The organism is Pseudooceanicola sediminis (assembly GCF_003575965.1).
Lineage (GTDB): Bacteria > Pseudomonadota > Alphaproteobacteria > Rhodobacterales > Rhodobacteraceae > Pseudooceanicola > Pseudooceanicola sediminis.
The window spans coordinates 48,953-64,609 of the sequence record NZ_QWJJ01000011.1; the positions used below are offsets into that span (position 1 = coordinate 48,953).

Sequence of the window (15,657 nt, forward strand, 5' to 3'; positions counted from 1 at the left end):
AACGGGAAAGGGCCACCCACCGGGCGGCCCTTTTTGTACGTCTTGCGGATGTCGGCGCGGCTACTCGCCCCCTGCTTCCATCTTGCGATGCGCGATGACTTCTTCCAGCCATCCCAACCGCATCTCGGGCACCGAAGACAGCAACAGATCGGTATAATCGTCAAAGGGCGGTGACAGAACCTCGTCACGGTTGCCATCGCGAACGACGGCACCGCGATACATCACGGCGATCTTGTCAGCGATGGCTTTTACCGTGGCAAGGTCGTGCGTGATGAAGAGATAGGCGACGCCTTCCTCCTTCTGCAGGTTCAGCAACAGCTTGAGGATGCCATCCGCGACCAGCGGGTCCAGCGCCGAGGTCACCTCGTCGCATATGATCAGCTTGGGTTTGGCCGCCAGGGCGCGGGCGATGCAGACACGCTGCTTTTGCCCCCCCGACAGTTCTGCCGGATAGCGGTCGGCAAAGCCGGTGCCCAGTTCGATCTCGTCAAGCAGTTCCTGCACACGCTTGCGTTTTTCCGCGCCCTTCAGCCCGAAATAGAATTCCAGCGGACGCCCGATGATAGCGGCCACCGTCTGACGCGGGTTCATCGCCGTATCGGCCATCTGGTAGATCATCTGCAATTCGCGCAGATCTTCTTTCGACCGCCCCTTGAGAGCGGGTGACAGCGTGCGTCCGCAGAACTCGATCGACCCTGCATTCGGGGGCAAAAGGCCGGTGATGACGCGCGCCAGGGTGGATTTGCCCGACCCGCTTTCCCCAACCACGGCCAACGTCTGCCCGGCGGCCAGTTCCAGGGTAACATGCTTGAGAACATCGAACTTCAGCCCGCTATAGCGCGCCGAAATATCGTTGATCTTGAGCACCGCCTCGCCCACTGCGGGCTTTTCGGCGTGATTGACCTGCCGGACGGAAACGAGGTCGCGCGTATACTCCTCGCGCGGGTCATGGATGATCTGCTCGGCCGTGCCCAGTTCGACCATGTTGCCATGGCGCAGCACCATGATCTCATCCGACACCTGTGCCACAACCGCCAGGTCGTGCGTGATGTAGAGCGCGGCCACGCCCGTATCGCGGATCGCTTCCTTGATCGCGGCCAGAACGTCGATCTGCGTGGTCACGTCCAGCGCCGTTGTCGGTTCGTCAAACACCACCAGTTCAGGTTGCGGGCACAATGCCATGGCTGTCATGACCCGCTGCAACTGTCCGCCCGACACCTGGTGAGGGTAGCGGTTGCCGATGGTCTTTGGCGATGGCAGGCCCAGTTTTTCGAACAGGGCCACCGCCCTGGCCTCGGCCTCTGCACGCGCCACGCCCATGGCCAGCGACGTCTCGATCACCTGATCCATCAGCTTGCGTGCGGGATTGAACGACGCGGCGGCAGACTGCGACACATAGGTCACCGTCTTGCCACGCAGACGTCGCAAGGCGCCTGCCCCACCTTTCAGGATGTCGGTGCCATTGACCAGCACCTCGCCCGCCGTGATGCGCACGCCACCCCGGCCATAGGCCATCGATGACAGCCCGATGGTCGATTTGCCTGCACCGGATTCACCGATCAGCCCCATCACCTTGCCCTTTGCCAGGGTCAGTGAGACACCTTCGACAATGGTCACATCGACGGGCTTTTCACCGGGCGGATAGCTGGTCGCCTCTATCTTGAGGTCGCGGATCTCCAGCACCGGGTTTTCAATCTCGCTCATCCGCGGCCTCCTTTCAGGCTGGAGGTGCGGTTCAGCACCCAATCCGCCACGAGGTTGACCGAAATGGCCAGCGTGGCGATGGCAACTGCCGGGATCAGCGCTGCGGGGATGCCGTAGACGATGCCCTCCTTGTTCTCCTTCACGATGCCGCCCCAATCGGCCAGCGGCGGTTGAACGCCAAGGCCAAGGAACGACAAGGTCGAGATGAACAGGACCATGAAGATAAAGCGCAGGCCCGCCTCGGCCACCAATGGCGACAGCGCGTTTGGCAGGATCTCGCGAAAGATCACCCAAAGCGTGCCCTCGCCACGCAGTCGGGCCGCCTCGACGTAATCCATGACGGCCACGTCCACCGCAACGGCGCGCGACAGACGGAACACCCGTGTGGATTCGATCAGGCCCATGACCCCGATCAACACGGGGATCGACACGGGCAGAACCGACAGGATGACCAATGCCAGGATAAGCGCCGGGATCGACATCAACAGATCCACCAGGCGCGACAGCGTCTGATCGACCCAACCACCTGAAACAGCGGCCAGAAACCCGAAGAAGGCACCCGTGGCAAACGCCAGGACAGTGGCGGCGGCGGCAACAAAGATCGTGATCTGGCCACCGTAGATCATACGGCTCAGCAGATCGCGCCCGATGGAATCCGTGCCCAGCCAGTGGTCGGCGGAAATCGGATCCCAGACATTGCCGACGACTTCGGCGTATCCGTAGGGCGAAATGACATCGGCAAAGATCGCAGCCAGGAAATAGGCCGCGGTCACCACTATCCCGATGAGGGCGGAGAGGGGAATACGGCTCATTTAGGGTGCCTCAGACGTGGGTTGGCAAGGATGGAAACAAGGTCGGCGATCATGTTCAGCCCGATGTAGACGGCAGCGAATACAAGGCCACAGGCCTGCACCACCGGCACGTCGCGCTTGGCGACGTGATCGACCAGGTACTGTCCCATTCCGGGATAGACAAAGACGACCTCGACCACGACCACGCCGACGACCAGGTAGGCGAGGTTCAGCATCACGACATTGACCACCGGCGCAATCGCGTTCGGCAGGGCGTGGCGCCAGATGATGCGGAACGGGCGCATACCCTTCAGCTCGGCCGTTTCGATATAGGCCGATTGCATCACGTTAAGGATTGCGGCGCGGGTCATGCGCATCATGTGCCCCAGAACCACCAGCACCAGGACGGTGACAGGCAGGGCAATGGCATTCAGCCGTTCCAGCAGGGACATGCTGTCGTAGACGGTCGAGACTGATGGAAAGGCGCGCAGACGCACCGCCATGATGAACATGACGATATAGCCCAACAGGAATTCGGGCACCGAAACCGACGCGAGGGTGACTGCCGAAATCAGCTTGTCAGGCCAACGCCCCTGGTAACGGACGGACACAAGACCCAAGGTTAATGCCAGCGGTACTGCGATGATTGCTGCACAGCCCGCCAGGAACAGGGTGTTGCCCAGGCGGCGACCCATGGCATCGGCGATATCCTGACCGTTGGTCAGCGCAGTGCCAAGATCACCATGCAAAGCCCCCAGTAACCAGGATAAATAGCGGCTGACGGCGGGTTCGTTCAACCCCAGTTCGGCGCGCAGGTTGGCCAGCGCCTGTGGAGTGGCGGATTGCCCCAGGATGGATTGGGCCACATCACCGGGCAGAATCTGCGTTCCCACGAAGATCAGCAGCGACGCGGCGAAGAGGAGCAAGAGGCCCATCGCAATGCGATGGGCCACGAGCCGGACAACTGGGTGTCCAATTATGGATGTGATCAAGATCCCGCCCTCAGGCAAACCAGCACTTGTGCGCAAGCAGACCGTTCATCAGATCCTGGTTCGGATCTTCTTCCCAGCCCTGCACGTCATCGGTGATTGCACAGATGAAATCATTGAACATCGGCAGGATCAGACCGCCTTCGTCACGCACCATGTAGGCCATCTGGCTGTACATTTCCTTGCGCTTGGCGGTGTCCAGCTCGCCCTTGGCCTCAACCAGCAGCTTATCGAACTCGGGGTTGTCGAACCGGGTGTCGTTCCAGTCCGCACTCGACAGGTAAGCGGTCGAATACATCTGGTCCTGCACGGGCCGGCCGCCCCAGTAAGAGGCGCAGAAGGGTTGCACGTTCCAGACGTCCGACCAATAGCCGTCGCCGGGCTCACGTTTGATTTCCAGAGGAATACCCGAGGCTTGCGCCGTTTGCTGGAAAAGTGCGGAGGCGTCGAGCGCACCAGAGAAGGCGACATCGGAGGTCCGCATCACGATGGGAGAGCCATCATGGCCGGATTTCTTGTAGTGGAACGCGGCCTTGTCGGGATCATAGCTGCGTTGTTCGATCGAGTCGTCGAACAGCGGATAGGACGCGTTGATCGGAAAGTCGTTGCCGATCGTGCCATAGCCCTGCAGCACCTTGTCCACCATCTCCTGACGGTTGATCGCATATTTCAGCGCCAGCCGCAGATCGTTGTTGTCGAAGGGTGCCGTATTGCAGTGCATGATGAACACGTAGTGCCCCTTGCCCGACACGTTCTTGACTTCGAGGTTCGGCGCGCGGCCCATCAGCCCTGCAACCTTCGGATCGATCCGGTTGGCAACGTGAATTTGCCCCGATTGCAGCGCCGAGGTGCGGGCGGTGTTGTCGTTGATCACAAGGATCTCGACGCCATCGAAGTGGCCCTGGCTTTCGTCCCAGTATTCGTCAAACTTTTCAAAGACGTGGCGCACGCCGGGTTCATTGACGGTGACCTTGTAGGCACCCGTGCCGATCCCGGATGCCGGATCATCCATGCCGCCGTTGGGTTCGATCACCAGGTGATAATCGGCCATAAGGTACGGCAGGTCGGCGTTCGCCTCGGTCAGGGTGACGACGACATTGTCGCCATCGACCTTCATCGACTCGATCCCCTTCATGACGCCAAGGGCGCCGGATTTCGAGTTTTCGTCCGAGTGGCGCTTCAGCGTGGCCAGAACGTCATCGGGGGTCAGATCCTTGCCATTGTGGAACTTGACGCCCTTGCGGATCTTGAACGTCCATTGCTTGGCGTCGGGTGTGCTTTCGACCGCTTCGGCCAGGCGCATCTGTACGGGACCGCCCTTTGGGTCAAGCTCGACCAGGGGATCACCGAACAGTTTCAGCAGCTGGAAGGTCACCTGGTTGGCAGCCAGCGCCGGATCAAGGGAGTCGGTGGACCCGCCACCCTGCATCCCGATCTTCAGCACGCCACCCTTCTGCGGCGTCTGCGCCTTCAGACCCGACGCCAGCATCGTGTTCGCGGCAGCGGCGGTGAAACCCACAGCAGCGGCACGCCCCAGAAAGTTGCGGCGGTTCATCTTGCCCTGCACGGTGCGGGCCAGCAGATAGCGGAGTTCGTCGTTCATGTGTTGATTCTCCCGGATGGTCCTGCGGTCACAAATTGCGCCGCAAGGTTTCTTGATTGACTGATCAATAAACTGCGGCACCCTGCCGCAGACGCAACGTTTTTTTTGCTCAGCCGTGCAAAAAATATCGTTTTGTGCTCACAAATTGTCGCGGGGCACCTCGTCCTTGATATCTCGCTCATAGATCAGGACATCGTCCTGCCACGCCTCGATGCGCCCCGTCAGATAGAATGTACCCGAGTCGGACCACATTTCCTGCATGGCTTCGGTCCTCAGGCGCGTTCCGTCACGCTCAATTTCCTGCGTCCAATGCGTCCAGCCATGTGCCGACAGCGGATCATCGGGATGGATCGTCCAGCGTTCGCGTGCGACCGATCCCGCGATCAGCCCATGGTCGCCATTCCGGCTCTTGCCGAAATCATCCTCGATCACCAGCGTGACCGCACCTGTCTGATGGTCGGTCTCGCTGCGCCGCACATGGGCGGCTTCGCGCAGGGTTTCCGCCTCAAGTGGTGCGGCGCTTTCAGCGGGCGCGAAGGTGATCTCATCACCTGTCGCGGCTGCACGGACCGGCAGTGTCAGCGCGCCTTCCAACAATGTCAGCCGGGTCGCCGCAGAGGATGGCCAGATCATCGGCCAATAGGCGGACGAAACCGCGACACGCAGACGGTGCCCCTCCGGCAGGCGATAGGCGATATGATCCAGTGCCAACTCGATCTCGATCTCTTCGCCCGGGATCAGGGGCCGTGGTTCTGCATGAGAGGTATGATGGGTCAGGTTCAGAACACCCCAGCTGATGCGTGTTGCGGCCCCGTCAGGATGTACATGGTTCAGCCGCACGGCGATCTGCCCTGCGGTCTGATCTGCTGTCAGCTTCAGCTTCAGCACAGGCGCGCCGACGATATCGGTCTGCGCCATGGCATCGCTATCAAAGCACAGCGACAAGGCGTCATCGGTGCGCTGATCGCCTGGCATTTCCGGCCCCAGCCAGATGGCACAGAATTCACCGCCCTGAGCACCGCAATGTTGCGGCGAGGCAAGCGGCAGGTTCAGTGCCCCGGCCCCCTTGCCCAATCCCTGCTGAGACAGATCCAGCACCGAAGTCTCGATGTCGGCTGCCGGCCAGGACGCCTCGGTTACCCATCGGCCAGGACGCTCCGCATACCATGTCGCAGGTCGCACGCCGTCCATCAGATATGCCGAATAGGCCGGTTCGTCTGACACGCCGGTCTCTACGCCTTTCAGGTGCTGGTCCCACCAACGCAGTGCTTCTTGCAGAAAGCCTATGCGGGGCTCAGGCACGGCAAAGTGCGGATATTTATGCACCCAAGGCCCGACGATACCACGCACCGGGCCGTCGATCTTCTCGACCAGTTGCGGCACGGCGTTCTTGTAGCTGTCCCCCCAGCCACCAACAGCCATGACGGCCGCCTTGATGGCACTGAAATCCTCGCAGACCGACCCGTGCTGCCAATAGGCGTCTCGGCGTTGGTGGCTCAGCCATGTCGTTGCCAAAAAGGGCTGCCGCTCCAACCGCTCCAACCACTGCTCGCGCCAGTCTGCGCGCATCGCAGGGTCAGGCGGACGCGAGGAATAGGACCACATGGTGCCCGCCCAGCCGAGATTTTCGTTCAGCAGGCAACCGCCCTTGTAGTGAATATCGTCGGCATAACGGTCAACAGTCGAACACAGCGTGATGATGGCCTTCAGTGCAGGCGGTTGCAGCGCCGCCACCTGAAGCGAATTGAACCCGCCCCAGCTGATGCCCATCATACCGACGTTGCCGCTGCACCAATCCTGCGCTGCGATCCAGGCGATCACCTCGCAGGCGTCCGAAAGCTCCTGGGGGCTGTATTCATCGTCCATCAGCCCGTCACTGTCGCCATTGCCGCGCATGTCGACGCGCAAGCAGGCATAGCCGTGGCCAGCAAGATAGGGGTGGGTCAGGGCATCACGCGCCGTGGTTCCATCGCGCTTGCGATAGGGTAGAAACTCCAACACAGCAGGCACCGGGCCGACCCCATCAGCCGCCCAGAGACGCGCCGACAGCCGCGTTCCGTCAGACAGCGGAATCCACAGGTCTGGCGTTTCCGTCACCTGATAGGGAAAGTCTGTTCGTATCGTCATGCAGCATCCCTGCCTTGGCCAACGTGCCGACCTGCCGCCGTGGGGCGCGGCATGTCGGATTGCGCGTTGGCGATTTCATCCAGTGTTTTCAGCACGGAAGTATCGGCGGCACAGGTGCGGCCAGCGGCCATATCTACATGCAGCAGCATCTGTTCTATCGTCGCCACCTCGGTTCCGTCGTCATCACGAGTCAGCCGCATCCAGATATGCAGGCGCTTTTCGTCATGGCTGAGAACCTGCACCGTACCAGTCAGATGCGCGCCCAACTTGGCCTCTCCCAAGTGGCGGATATGGGTTTCGGCGGTGTAATAGCTGTGTCCGGCAGCCACATAGTCCAGCCCTGCCCCGATCCGGGCCAGAAAGGCATCGACGATCTGCGACCCCGCGAACAGATAGCGGCTTTCCGTCATGTGGCCGTTGTAGTCAATCCAGCTGGGAAGCACCACCAGCTTTGTCGCCTCTGAAGCAGCCGATGTCGTTTTTGTCGCCTTCGCCTGCTCTGCAAGGCGTCGATCATGGTCGTTGAACACCTTGCCCGCCCCCCAATCACGATCTTTCAGCGCCCGCAGGAAGGCAACCAGGTTGCCATCCCGAATGCGCTCAAGATCCCTGATGGTGTGATGGCCCGATTGGGCATCGGACTGGTCGGCGATCAGCTCCACCAGTTCCTCGGTGAATTCTGGCACGTCCATCAACTTGGTCCAGGGCCAGGCCAGAGCCGGGCCGAACTGCTCCATGAAGTGTTTCATGCCTGCCTCGCCGCCGGCGATGCGATAGGTCTCGAAAAGTCCCATCTGCGCCCATCTCAGGCCAAAGCTCATGCGGATGACATCGTCGATTTCTTCTGTCGTGGCGATACCGTCCTTGACCAGCCAGAGCGCCTCGCGCCACAGTGCCTCCAGCAGACGGTCGCCGATATGTGCGTCGATCTCCTTGCGCACCTGCAGCGGGAACATCCCGATGTCGCGCAGCAATTCCAGCACGTGATCGGTAAAGCCCTGCGCATCGGCAGCCGATGGTACGATCTCGACCAGAGGTAACAGGTAGACGGGATTGAACGGGTGCGCGACAAAGATCACGCCGGGGGTCACCGCGCCCTGCTGCAACTCCGATGGCTTGAACCCCGAGGTTGACGAACCGAGCGGTACATCCGGCGCCGCGGCCTGAATCTCTGCAAAGACCCGGTGCTTCAACGCCAGCTGCTCCGACACACTCTCCTGGATATACGCGGCCCCCGTGACAGCCTCCGCCACAGACCCTGCAAAGCTCAGCCTACCTTCGGTGGGCAAGCCTGTGTCGGACAACTGCGGCAGTGCGGCACGGGCATTGGCAAGGACCTCGCCGATCTTGCGCTCTGCCTGCGGATCGGGGTCAAAGATCGCCACATCCCAGCCGTTGAGAAGGAACCGCGCGGCCCAGCCACCGCCGATGACGCCGCCACCGATGATCGCGGCCTTCATGCTGCCACCTTCGGCGCGCGCTTGGTCAGCCCCAGCTTTTCGCGCACCGCCTGCGGGCCCATCACCCGGGATCCCATCGCTTCGATGATCGTCACCGCCCGCTCGACCAGCTGCGCATTCGTGGCAAGCTGTCCCTTGGCCAGCCACAGGTTGTCCTCCAGGCCGACGCGCACGTTGCCCCCCGCCAGAACCGACGCGGCGACATAGTTCATCTGATCGCGACCCAGCGTGAACGCCGACCAGTTCCAATCCTGCGGGACGTTGTTCACCATCGCCATGAAGGTATTCATGTCATTGGGTGCACCCCATGGCACCCCCATGCACAATTGCACCAGCGCGGGCGAGGTCAGCGTACCTTCTTCGACCAGTTGCTTGGCGAACCACAGGTGACCGGTGTCGAAGGCCTCGATCTCGGGCTTGACGCCAAGGGCCGTCATCATCCCGCCCATGGCGCGCAACATGCCGGGCGTGTTGGTCATGACGTAATCGGCCTCGGCAAAATTCATCGTACCGCAATCCAGCGTGCAGATCTCGGGCAGGCAATCCGCGATATGCGCCATGCGCTCGGTCGCACCGACCATGTCAGTCGCGGCGGCATTCACCGGAAACGGTGCCTCGACCCCGCCAAAGACGATATCGCCGCCCATCCCCGCCGTCAGGTTCAGCACGACATCGGTGTCACTGTCCCGGATGCGTTCCGTCACTTCGCGGAACATCGCAGGGTCGCGCGACGGCGTGCCGGTTTCGGGATCGCGCACGTGGCAATGCACGATGGCCGCACCGGCCTTTGCCGCCGCGATCGCGCTGTCGGCAATCTGTTCGGGTGAACGCGGCACATGCGGGCTGCGATCCTGCGTCGCCCCCGATCCGGTGACGGCGCAAGTTATGAAGACGTCTTTGTTGGCGGCCAGTGGCATGGGAACTCCTATTCGTGATGCCCCCAATGCTATCGCAATTGAATCGCCTCATTTGACGATATAGGTTACTTTCATGACAGATCGCGCCAATATTTTTACCCCTGCCCCCCTGACGGGCAGCTCAGAGGTCCTGGAATTGGACCTGCTGGTAATGCCCCAGGCCTCTCTGCTGACGCTTGGCTCGGTCATAGATCCGCTGCGCGCGGCGAACAGGCACCTCGGCCGACAGGCCTTTCGCTGGCGGATCGTCTCGGTCGACGGTGGCCCGGTCGCGCTGACCTGTGGCATCCATCTGCCTGCCGATTGTGCCCTGCCCGCGACCCAAGGGGCGGTCTTGCTGGTTTTGGCGGGCTACGGAGCACCCGAGATGGCGCGGCGTGGCTTGTTGCATGACTTGCGGCACGCCGCGACCCGCGCGCGTACCCTGATGACGGTCGACAGTGGTGCATGGCTGCTGGCGGCAACCGGATTGCTGGACGGCTGCCGCGTAACCACCCACTGGGAGGATCTGGAAGATTTCGCTGCCGCCTTCCCAGAGGTGACGTTGGTGCCGGATCGCTACCTCGTCACGTCCCGATGTGCCAGCGCCGCCGGCGCAGGACCCGCCCAGGACATGATGCTAGATCTTATTGCGGCGCGGCACGGTGCAGCACTGGCCATGCAGGTGGCCGGCACTTTCATCACCTCGCGTCGCTCAGGCGCGGAAAGCCAGCTTGCCGCCATCGCGACCGGGCGCCGCTCAGGCGGCGATCCCCGCGTGGCGGCTGCAATTGCCCGAATGGAAACATTGATAGATCAGCCGGAAACAGCGGCGCGCACCGCATGGGCCATCGGCATCCCGCTGCGTCACCTGCAACGATTATTCGCGACAGAGATTGGCATGGGTCCGGGTCAATATGCGCTTGAACTGCGTTTGCAGGCGGCCCGCCGCATGGTCACCGACACCCGGCACCCGCTGTCAGAAGTGGCCTTGCGTTGCGGGTTTTCCGCACAATCCGCACTCAGCCGCGCCTTCACGACACGGTTTGGCCAGCCCCCGTCCGCCCTCAGATAACGCTCAGCGCACACCCGCCAGATGGCGAATCGCCGCGATCAATGCGGCAAACCCCTCGGCTGCTCCGGGGCTCATGTGCCGCGCGCGCAACCAGGCATGGATCATCTGAGGTTCACTGCGAAACCAGGCCTCGACACCAGCGCGGACCAGCGCCCCCGCGTATTCGGCCGCATCATCATGCAGCGGATCGAAAAACGCCCCCGTCACATAGGCCGGTGCCAGCCCGGAAAAGTCCGACGCACTCAAGGGCTGCGCTTCTGGATCGCCAGCGGGGGCGCACAGCAGATCCCGGTAGAACCGGATGTCAGCCGTGCTCAGCCCGGGCGCCTCCGCCATGCTGACATAAGACCCACGCGAAAGGTCCCCGCCCAACCCCGGATAGATCAGCGCTTGCCCCATCAGGCCGTCCAGTCCCCGGTCACGGACCCGCCGCGCCAGCCCCGCCGCCAGCGTTCCGCCTGCGCTGTCTCCGATCAAGACGACCTGCTGTCCGCGTCCGAGGAAATCCTGAAGCACCAGATCACAATCCTCGATTTGCGCGGGCCATAAATGTTCGGGCGCAAGCCTGTAATCTACCGCTGTCAGGCAGGCCCCGACACCTGCGGCCAGTTCGGCACAGATCCCATGGTGACTTTCCAGTGATCCGACGACGAAACCACCTCCGTGGATGTACAACAGCTGCACATCGGTGCGCAGATCCTGCGGCGTATAGCGGCGCACCGGCACCTGCCCGCCCACGATGTCATCCGACCAGGATGCCGACGCATCTGTCGCGCCAAACGCGACGCACAAGGCGTCATACCAAGCACGCTGCTGCGCGATGGAGGCGCCGGTTGCATCAGCAGGATAGAACGTCTCGCATTGCGCAATGAAATCAAGGATTTCCGGCTCACTTGGTCTCTGCATAGATTGTGTCATTTCCAAGCATCTTTCCTTTGTACTTCTGCCGGCGTACCGTCGGCGAAAAGTTTCACGCGCGCTTTTATTAGGCAAGTCGCTTTGCTCTGTCCGGCAGACTACCCCACACCAGCTGCGCGCCCGGTGGGCGCGAAAGCTGTCCTCGCAGCAGGTAATCCACGACCGTCGGTCTTGGCTACTACAGCAAGGGGCCATCCGAAGGCGATTCCTGTTATCAGAGCGCGCGGCTCACCTCGGAAGAGTTTGATCCCTGGCATCCGCGACGTCCCGGACCTCGGCCCTCCCGGCAAACCGACCGACACGCCTGTGCCAAAAACTTCAACGCGATCGTGTGGAGGGGGAACCTTGATCAATCTGAGCTTATGGACCTTCCAAGCGCCCAGGAAAAGTCGAAGTCGGGCGGCCAACGACGTGAGACCGCGTAGCGCATTCGGAGGCAGAGCACCGCTGGCCCTGCCTTCAAAGCTTGGAGCGGAAGCCCGAGCCATCAACCTGCCGGAGTTTCTCATCTGATCCGGTCCAGATCACGCAATGGGACCGGGTTCGATTGTCTCTTGCAGCACTTCCGCCTGTGTCACAGGATGACACCGGCGAGCACGCCAACACCGCAAAGTCTCAGGGAAGTTTGTAAGTATAGCATGTCCACCGCGAATGAGACCAAGAACTCCCAAGTTCACAAATTGTCGGAACTGGTCGAATGCCACGGCGTGATTCTCTTTACGGAGCGATACGACGATTGCGTTGCGTTCTATCGGGACAAACTTGGGTTGCCCCTCTGGTATGAGAAGGACGGGCTTACATGCCTCAGGTTTGGCGACGGCTATTTGATGATCGAGAAAGACGGCATCGCGAGTGACACGCGCAAGACGCGATCAGAGAACCCGACCGCGATCCGCTTCAACGTCGCTAGCGTCACCGACGCCGCGCACCTGCTGCAGGCACAGGGAATCTCCGTCAGTGTCAGCGAGCATAGCTGGGGGACAACAGGCGCATTTCTCGACCCGGACGGAAACGTGTGCAGCCTGAAGAACTCAGACGATCCCTACTTTGGAAACACGACAGCGCGGTAATAATATCGGGGGCGAGCGCAGCGTGGAGCGGTGCGCATCACAGATGGCACCCCCTGCCCCTTGCATACCGAAAAGGCAGAAACCAACACCGCCATGCGGCTGTGCCGAACTGGCGGGTCAAGCATCGCGCAGCATTCCTGCGGCTTGGCAGACTGTAGTGCGAAGGAGACGGCACGACGCGAGAGTCATGGAGCACTGGACGTTCCCGTGTGTTCCGGAAGGTGCAGACTGCGCATGAAGCGGCCAGGTGGCTGGCCGACATGGCGCCTGAAAGCCGTGCTGAAAGTGCTCGCAGAGCCATACCCGATCCGCGCGGCAACGTCCTCGATCGTCAGCGTGCCGGCTCTTAGCAGCGATTTGGCAAGCGCCATGCGCCACCTTAGCAGATAGTCCATGGGTGTCATTCCGACCGTCCGCGAAAAACGGTCGAAGAAGGCTGAACGTGACATCCCGACTTCGCGCGCGAGTTCGTTTGCCGTCCAGCTGCGTTCGACGTCCCCGTGCATCAACCGCAAGGCAACAACCACTCGGTCATCGGCTAACCCGCGCAACAATCCCGGCTGCAGCGTGGCGCCCGAAACTGATCGTAGCGCCTCGATCAGCAGGATTTCAATGAGCCGTTCCAAGATCATTGTGCGGCCAATATCGTCCCGTTCTGCCTCATCCCCAACAAGGCGCACAAGCTGGGGCAGTCGCGGTGCACCGCGGATGTGGATCAAGCGGGGCAAAAGCGTCACGAGCAAGAAGGCATCCGGTGACTCGAAGGTGAAATAGCCACCGAACTGTCGCATCTCGGCGGGGCCGCGCTGTCGCCCGTGCCGAACCTCAATGCCCGCTTCGGCGATGCGGCCAGCTTCGACCCTGCGCCCCACCGTATTAAGGGTGGACATGGTGAACGCCGGGGTGGCGGGCAAAAGCACAAAATCGCCTTCTTCCAGCAGGATTTCCGCTTCGCCGTCCACCGCAAGAAGGCAGCTGCCAAGCGTCATGGCGCAAAAGCCCGGATGGCCGAACGCCGGGTAACGCACCGCCCATTCACCCGAGCCACTGATCCCTTTCGAAAACACCGCCCTGGGGCGCAGCAGGCGGATGATCTGTTCGAGGGGGTCAGACATTCTGGACGACTACAAATTAATTTTGGACTGATCATTGCATATAATCCGACACTTGTCCGGCACCTAGGGTTCATCAACGACAAACTCAGGAGACTGATATGAAAACCGTCCTTATTACGGGCTGCTCATCGGGTTATGGCCTGGAAACAGCGCGCCACTTCCATGCGCAGGGTTGGCGCGTGATCGCCACGATGCGCACCCCGCGGAAAGGGGTGCTGCCCGACTCAGATCGTATCCGCATGCTGCCGCTGGATGTGACTGATCCGGACAGTATCAGCACCGCGATCGCGGCGGCTGGGCCGATTGATGTGCTGGTCAACAATGCTGGTATCGGGGTCGTAGGGGCCTTTGAGGCCACACCGATGTCGCATGTGCGTAAGGTGTTCGAAACCAACACGCTTGGCACGATGGCGATGGTCCAGGCAGTGATACCGCAGATGCGCGCGCGCCGATCGGGGGCAATCGTGAACGTTACCTCCAGCGTAACACTGGCCGCGATGCCGCTGGCCGCTGCCTATACGGCCAGCAAACAGGCCATAGAGGGTTTTACAGGATCGTTGGCGCATGAAATGTCAGCCTTTGGCATCCAGGTGAAACTGGTCGAGCCGGGCTATGCGCCGACAACTCGGTTTGCGCAAAACACCGACATCGACATCGCGGACCTTATCCCCGAGGCCTACGCCGCTTTCGCCGAACCTATCTTTGCAGGCTTTGCCAAACCAACCCTGACCACAAAGGAGAGCGATGTGGCCGAAACGGTCTGGCATGCCGCGAATGACGAGACAGGCAGGCTGCGCTTCCCCGCGGGAGCTGATGCGGTCGCCTTGGCGCAAGCGCGCTACGGAACGCTCTCTTCTAAGCAAGTTTGATTGAGAAACATGACCCGGGGCAGCTCATGCTCCGGGCGGTTTATTGGCTGGTCGATCTGGGCGGCGCGCGGCAGCAGCTGGCACCGCTCTAAAGCTCCGGCGGGCGACTGTTCTTTGATCATGAACTGATAGTCTGCGAGCTGATCGACCGTCAGCGACCCGAGTGCTGCTAGAAAAAGACTTCTCGATTACCGCAAGAACGCGAAGGACCGCTCTCGCCTCACCGAAGCTCGATGTTGCCCTGGTCCCCTCGCGCGAACTATCAGCAATCATCTTATGGACTCGGGCCACATTCCCAAGGCCGGCGTTTTCAGGAATATTCGCGTGGTTGGTCTCTTAGGTTTCCAGCGACTTGAATTCCTTTTCCGCGCCGAACGCCCCCTCGATCGAAAGCAGCAACAATTGCGGATGACCGAAGGGCGCGGTCAGGCGCAGGCGTTCACCCGATCCGTTGATCTGCCATTCGAAGCCCTGCTCCCCGCGCGGCCTGCCCTCCGATAATAGAGCGAAACGGGTGCGCCGGTTGCCAACCTGCCGCTGACGAGAACCTGATCGGGAGCGATCACCGGACGGGCTTCACCCGTATTTGCCACCAGAGCCGTCTCAAGGCCGGTCGCCCGCTCAAACGACCGTTCTACGCGCTCCCCGAGCACGCTCCGCCGGGCCGCGCGCGTGTGTCCGACCGGAATTGTCGGCACGGACGCGCCTTGGGATATGTCGAGGAGATAGGCATTGTTTTGCCGGGTCGGAAGCACACCACGCCATCACCCACCCCGTGCGACCAGCATCGTGGAGAGCACAAATCGATGCGCCCTGATCCTAGTACCACTAAATCCCTGTGCCTGGCGCACAGGCCTCATCCGCCTGTGCAGGGCAGAAAAGCACGGTGATCGCTGAATCGTCCCCCAGATTCGGCGGCGTGGCGAAAATTCGCCACGTCGGGCAAAGGTTGGTGCGCCAAAAAGAAGAATAGAGGCGCGGCGCATGACACTATCCCGCATTGCTACGTCGCGATCAGGCGCAGACGCGCACACCATTTG

At 61.4% G+C, this 15,657-nt stretch carries 13 protein-coding genes; 3 read left to right on the forward strand and 10 right to left on the reverse strand.

Annotated elements, in window-relative coordinates:
• Positions 1-60 precede the first annotated feature (60 nt).
• The 7 genes from DL237_RS13245 to DL237_RS13275 form a co-directional block, all read right to left on the reverse strand.
• Complete coding sequence (locus DL237_RS13245; RefSeq protein ID WP_407691912.1) at positions 61-1,704, reverse strand: ABC transporter ATP-binding protein; 1,644 nt, start codon at positions 1,702-1,704, stop codon at positions 61-63.
• Positions 1,701-2,516 (reverse strand): ABC transporter permease, encoded by an 816-nt coding sequence (locus DL237_RS13250; RefSeq protein WP_119399555.1) that lies wholly within the window; start codon positions 2,514-2,516, stop codon positions 1,701-1,703. The genes DL237_RS13245 and DL237_RS13250 overlap by 4 nt, the downstream gene beginning before the upstream one ends.
• A complete protein-coding gene (locus tag DL237_RS13255) occupies positions 2,513-3,472 on the reverse strand; it encodes an ABC transporter permease (RefSeq protein ID WP_267897024.1) in 960 nt (319 codons plus the stop codon). The genes DL237_RS13250 and DL237_RS13255 overlap by 4 nt, the downstream gene beginning before the upstream one ends.
• Positions 3,473-3,497: 25 nt before the next feature.
• Complete coding sequence (locus DL237_RS13260) at positions 3,498-5,087, reverse strand: ABC transporter substrate-binding protein (protein WP_119399557.1); 1,590 nt, start codon at positions 5,085-5,087, stop codon at positions 3,498-3,500.
• 138 nt (positions 5,088-5,225) lie between these two features.
• A complete protein-coding gene (locus DL237_RS13265; protein ID WP_119399558.1) occupies positions 5,226-7,214 on the reverse strand; it encodes a CocE/NonD family hydrolase in 1,989 nt (662 codons plus the stop codon).
• Positions 7,211-8,674 carry a carnitine 3-dehydrogenase gene (locus tag DL237_RS13270; RefSeq protein ID WP_119399559.1) on the reverse strand — a complete coding sequence of 488 codons (1,464 nt, stop codon included), beginning with the start codon at positions 8,672-8,674 and terminating at the stop codon, positions 7,211-7,213. The genes DL237_RS13265 and DL237_RS13270 overlap by 4 nt, the downstream gene beginning before the upstream one ends.
• Positions 8,671-9,591 carry a BKACE family enzyme gene (locus DL237_RS13275; RefSeq protein WP_119399560.1) on the reverse strand — a complete coding sequence of 307 codons (921 nt, stop codon included), beginning with the start codon at positions 9,589-9,591 and terminating at the stop codon, positions 8,671-8,673. Before DL237_RS13275 ends, DL237_RS13270 begins: the two co-directional genes overlap by 4 nt.
• A 73-nt stretch (positions 9,592-9,664) precedes the next feature.
• Here DL237_RS13275 and DL237_RS13280 point away from each other — a divergent pair, with 73 nt between their 5' ends.
• Positions 9,665-10,645, forward strand: a complete 981-nt coding sequence (locus DL237_RS13280) for a GlxA family transcriptional regulator (protein ID WP_119399561.1) — start codon at positions 9,665-9,667, stop codon at positions 10,643-10,645.
• A gap of 3 nt (positions 10,646-10,648) precedes the next feature.
• Here the strand turns inward: DL237_RS13280 and DL237_RS13285 are convergent, their stop codons facing one another.
• On the reverse strand, positions 10,649-11,551 hold the full coding sequence (locus DL237_RS13285) for an alpha/beta hydrolase (protein ID WP_199672085.1): 903 nt from the start codon (positions 11,549-11,551) through the stop codon (positions 10,649-10,651).
• Positions 11,552-12,201: 650 nt separating this feature from the next.
• Here DL237_RS13285 and DL237_RS13290 point away from each other — a divergent pair.
• Entirely contained in the window at positions 12,202-12,633 is a 432-nt protein-coding gene (locus DL237_RS13290; protein ID WP_119399563.1) for a VOC family protein, read from the forward strand.
• Positions 12,634-12,818: 185 nt separating this feature from the next.
• On the opposite strand, the gene DL237_RS13295 is transcribed toward DL237_RS13290, so the two are convergent.
• Positions 12,819-13,748: an AraC family transcriptional regulator gene (locus DL237_RS13295; RefSeq protein ID WP_119399564.1), complete on the reverse strand. Its 930-nt coding sequence runs from the start codon at positions 13,746-13,748 to the stop codon at positions 12,819-12,821.
• Positions 13,749-13,846: 98 nt separating this feature from the next.
• On the opposite strand from DL237_RS13295, the gene DL237_RS13300 reads away from it, so the two are divergent.
• Positions 13,847-14,617: an SDR family oxidoreductase gene (locus DL237_RS13300; protein ID WP_119399565.1), complete on the forward strand. Its 771-nt coding sequence runs from the start codon at positions 13,847-13,849 to the stop codon at positions 14,615-14,617.
• 425 nt (positions 14,618-15,042) lie between these two features.
• Here DL237_RS13300 and DL237_RS21075 read toward each other — a convergent pair whose 3' ends face one another.
• The gene (locus DL237_RS21075; protein ID WP_407691913.1) at positions 15,043-15,372 is read right to left on the reverse strand and encodes a hypothetical protein; all 330 of its coding nucleotides are present in this window, start codon (positions 15,370-15,372) and stop codon (positions 15,043-15,045) included.
• Positions 15,373-15,657 lie beyond the last annotated feature (285 nt).

Coding starts and splice junctions, on each gene's coding strand:
- DL237_RS13245 (WP_407691912.1), bottom strand. CDS start 1,704: ATGAGCGAGATTGAAAACCCGGTGCTGGAGATCCGCGACCTCAAGATA.
- DL237_RS13250 (WP_119399555.1), bottom strand. CDS start 2,516: ATGAGCCGTATTCCCCTCTCCGCCCTCATCGGGATAGTGGTGACCGCG.
- DL237_RS13260 (WP_119399557.1), bottom strand. CDS start 5,087: ATGAACGACGAACTCCGCTATCTGCTGGCCCGCACCGTGCAGGGCAAG.
- DL237_RS13265 (WP_119399558.1), bottom strand. CDS start 7,214: ATGACGATACGAACAGACTTTCCCTATCAGGTGACGGAAACGCCAGAC.
- DL237_RS13270 (WP_119399559.1), bottom strand. CDS start 8,674: ATGAAGGCCGCGATCATCGGTGGCGGCGTCATCGGCGGTGGCTGGGCC.
- DL237_RS13275 (WP_119399560.1), bottom strand. CDS start 9,591: ATGCCACTGGCCGCCAACAAAGACGTCTTCATAACTTGCGCCGTCACC.
- DL237_RS13280 (WP_119399561.1), top strand. CDS start 9,665: ATGACAGATCGCGCCAATATTTTTACCCCTGCCCCCCTGACGGGCAGC.
- DL237_RS13285 (WP_199672085.1), bottom strand. CDS start 11,551: ATGCAGAGACCAAGTGAGCCGGAAATCCTTGATTTCATTGCGCAATGC.
- DL237_RS13290 (WP_119399563.1), top strand. CDS start 12,202: ATGTCCACCGCGAATGAGACCAAGAACTCCCAAGTTCACAAATTGTCG.
- DL237_RS13295 (WP_119399564.1), bottom strand. CDS start 13,748: ATGTCTGACCCCCTCGAACAGATCATCCGCCTGCTGCGCCCCAGGGCG.
- DL237_RS13300 (WP_119399565.1), top strand. CDS start 13,847: ATGAAAACCGTCCTTATTACGGGCTGCTCATCGGGTTATGGCCTGGAA.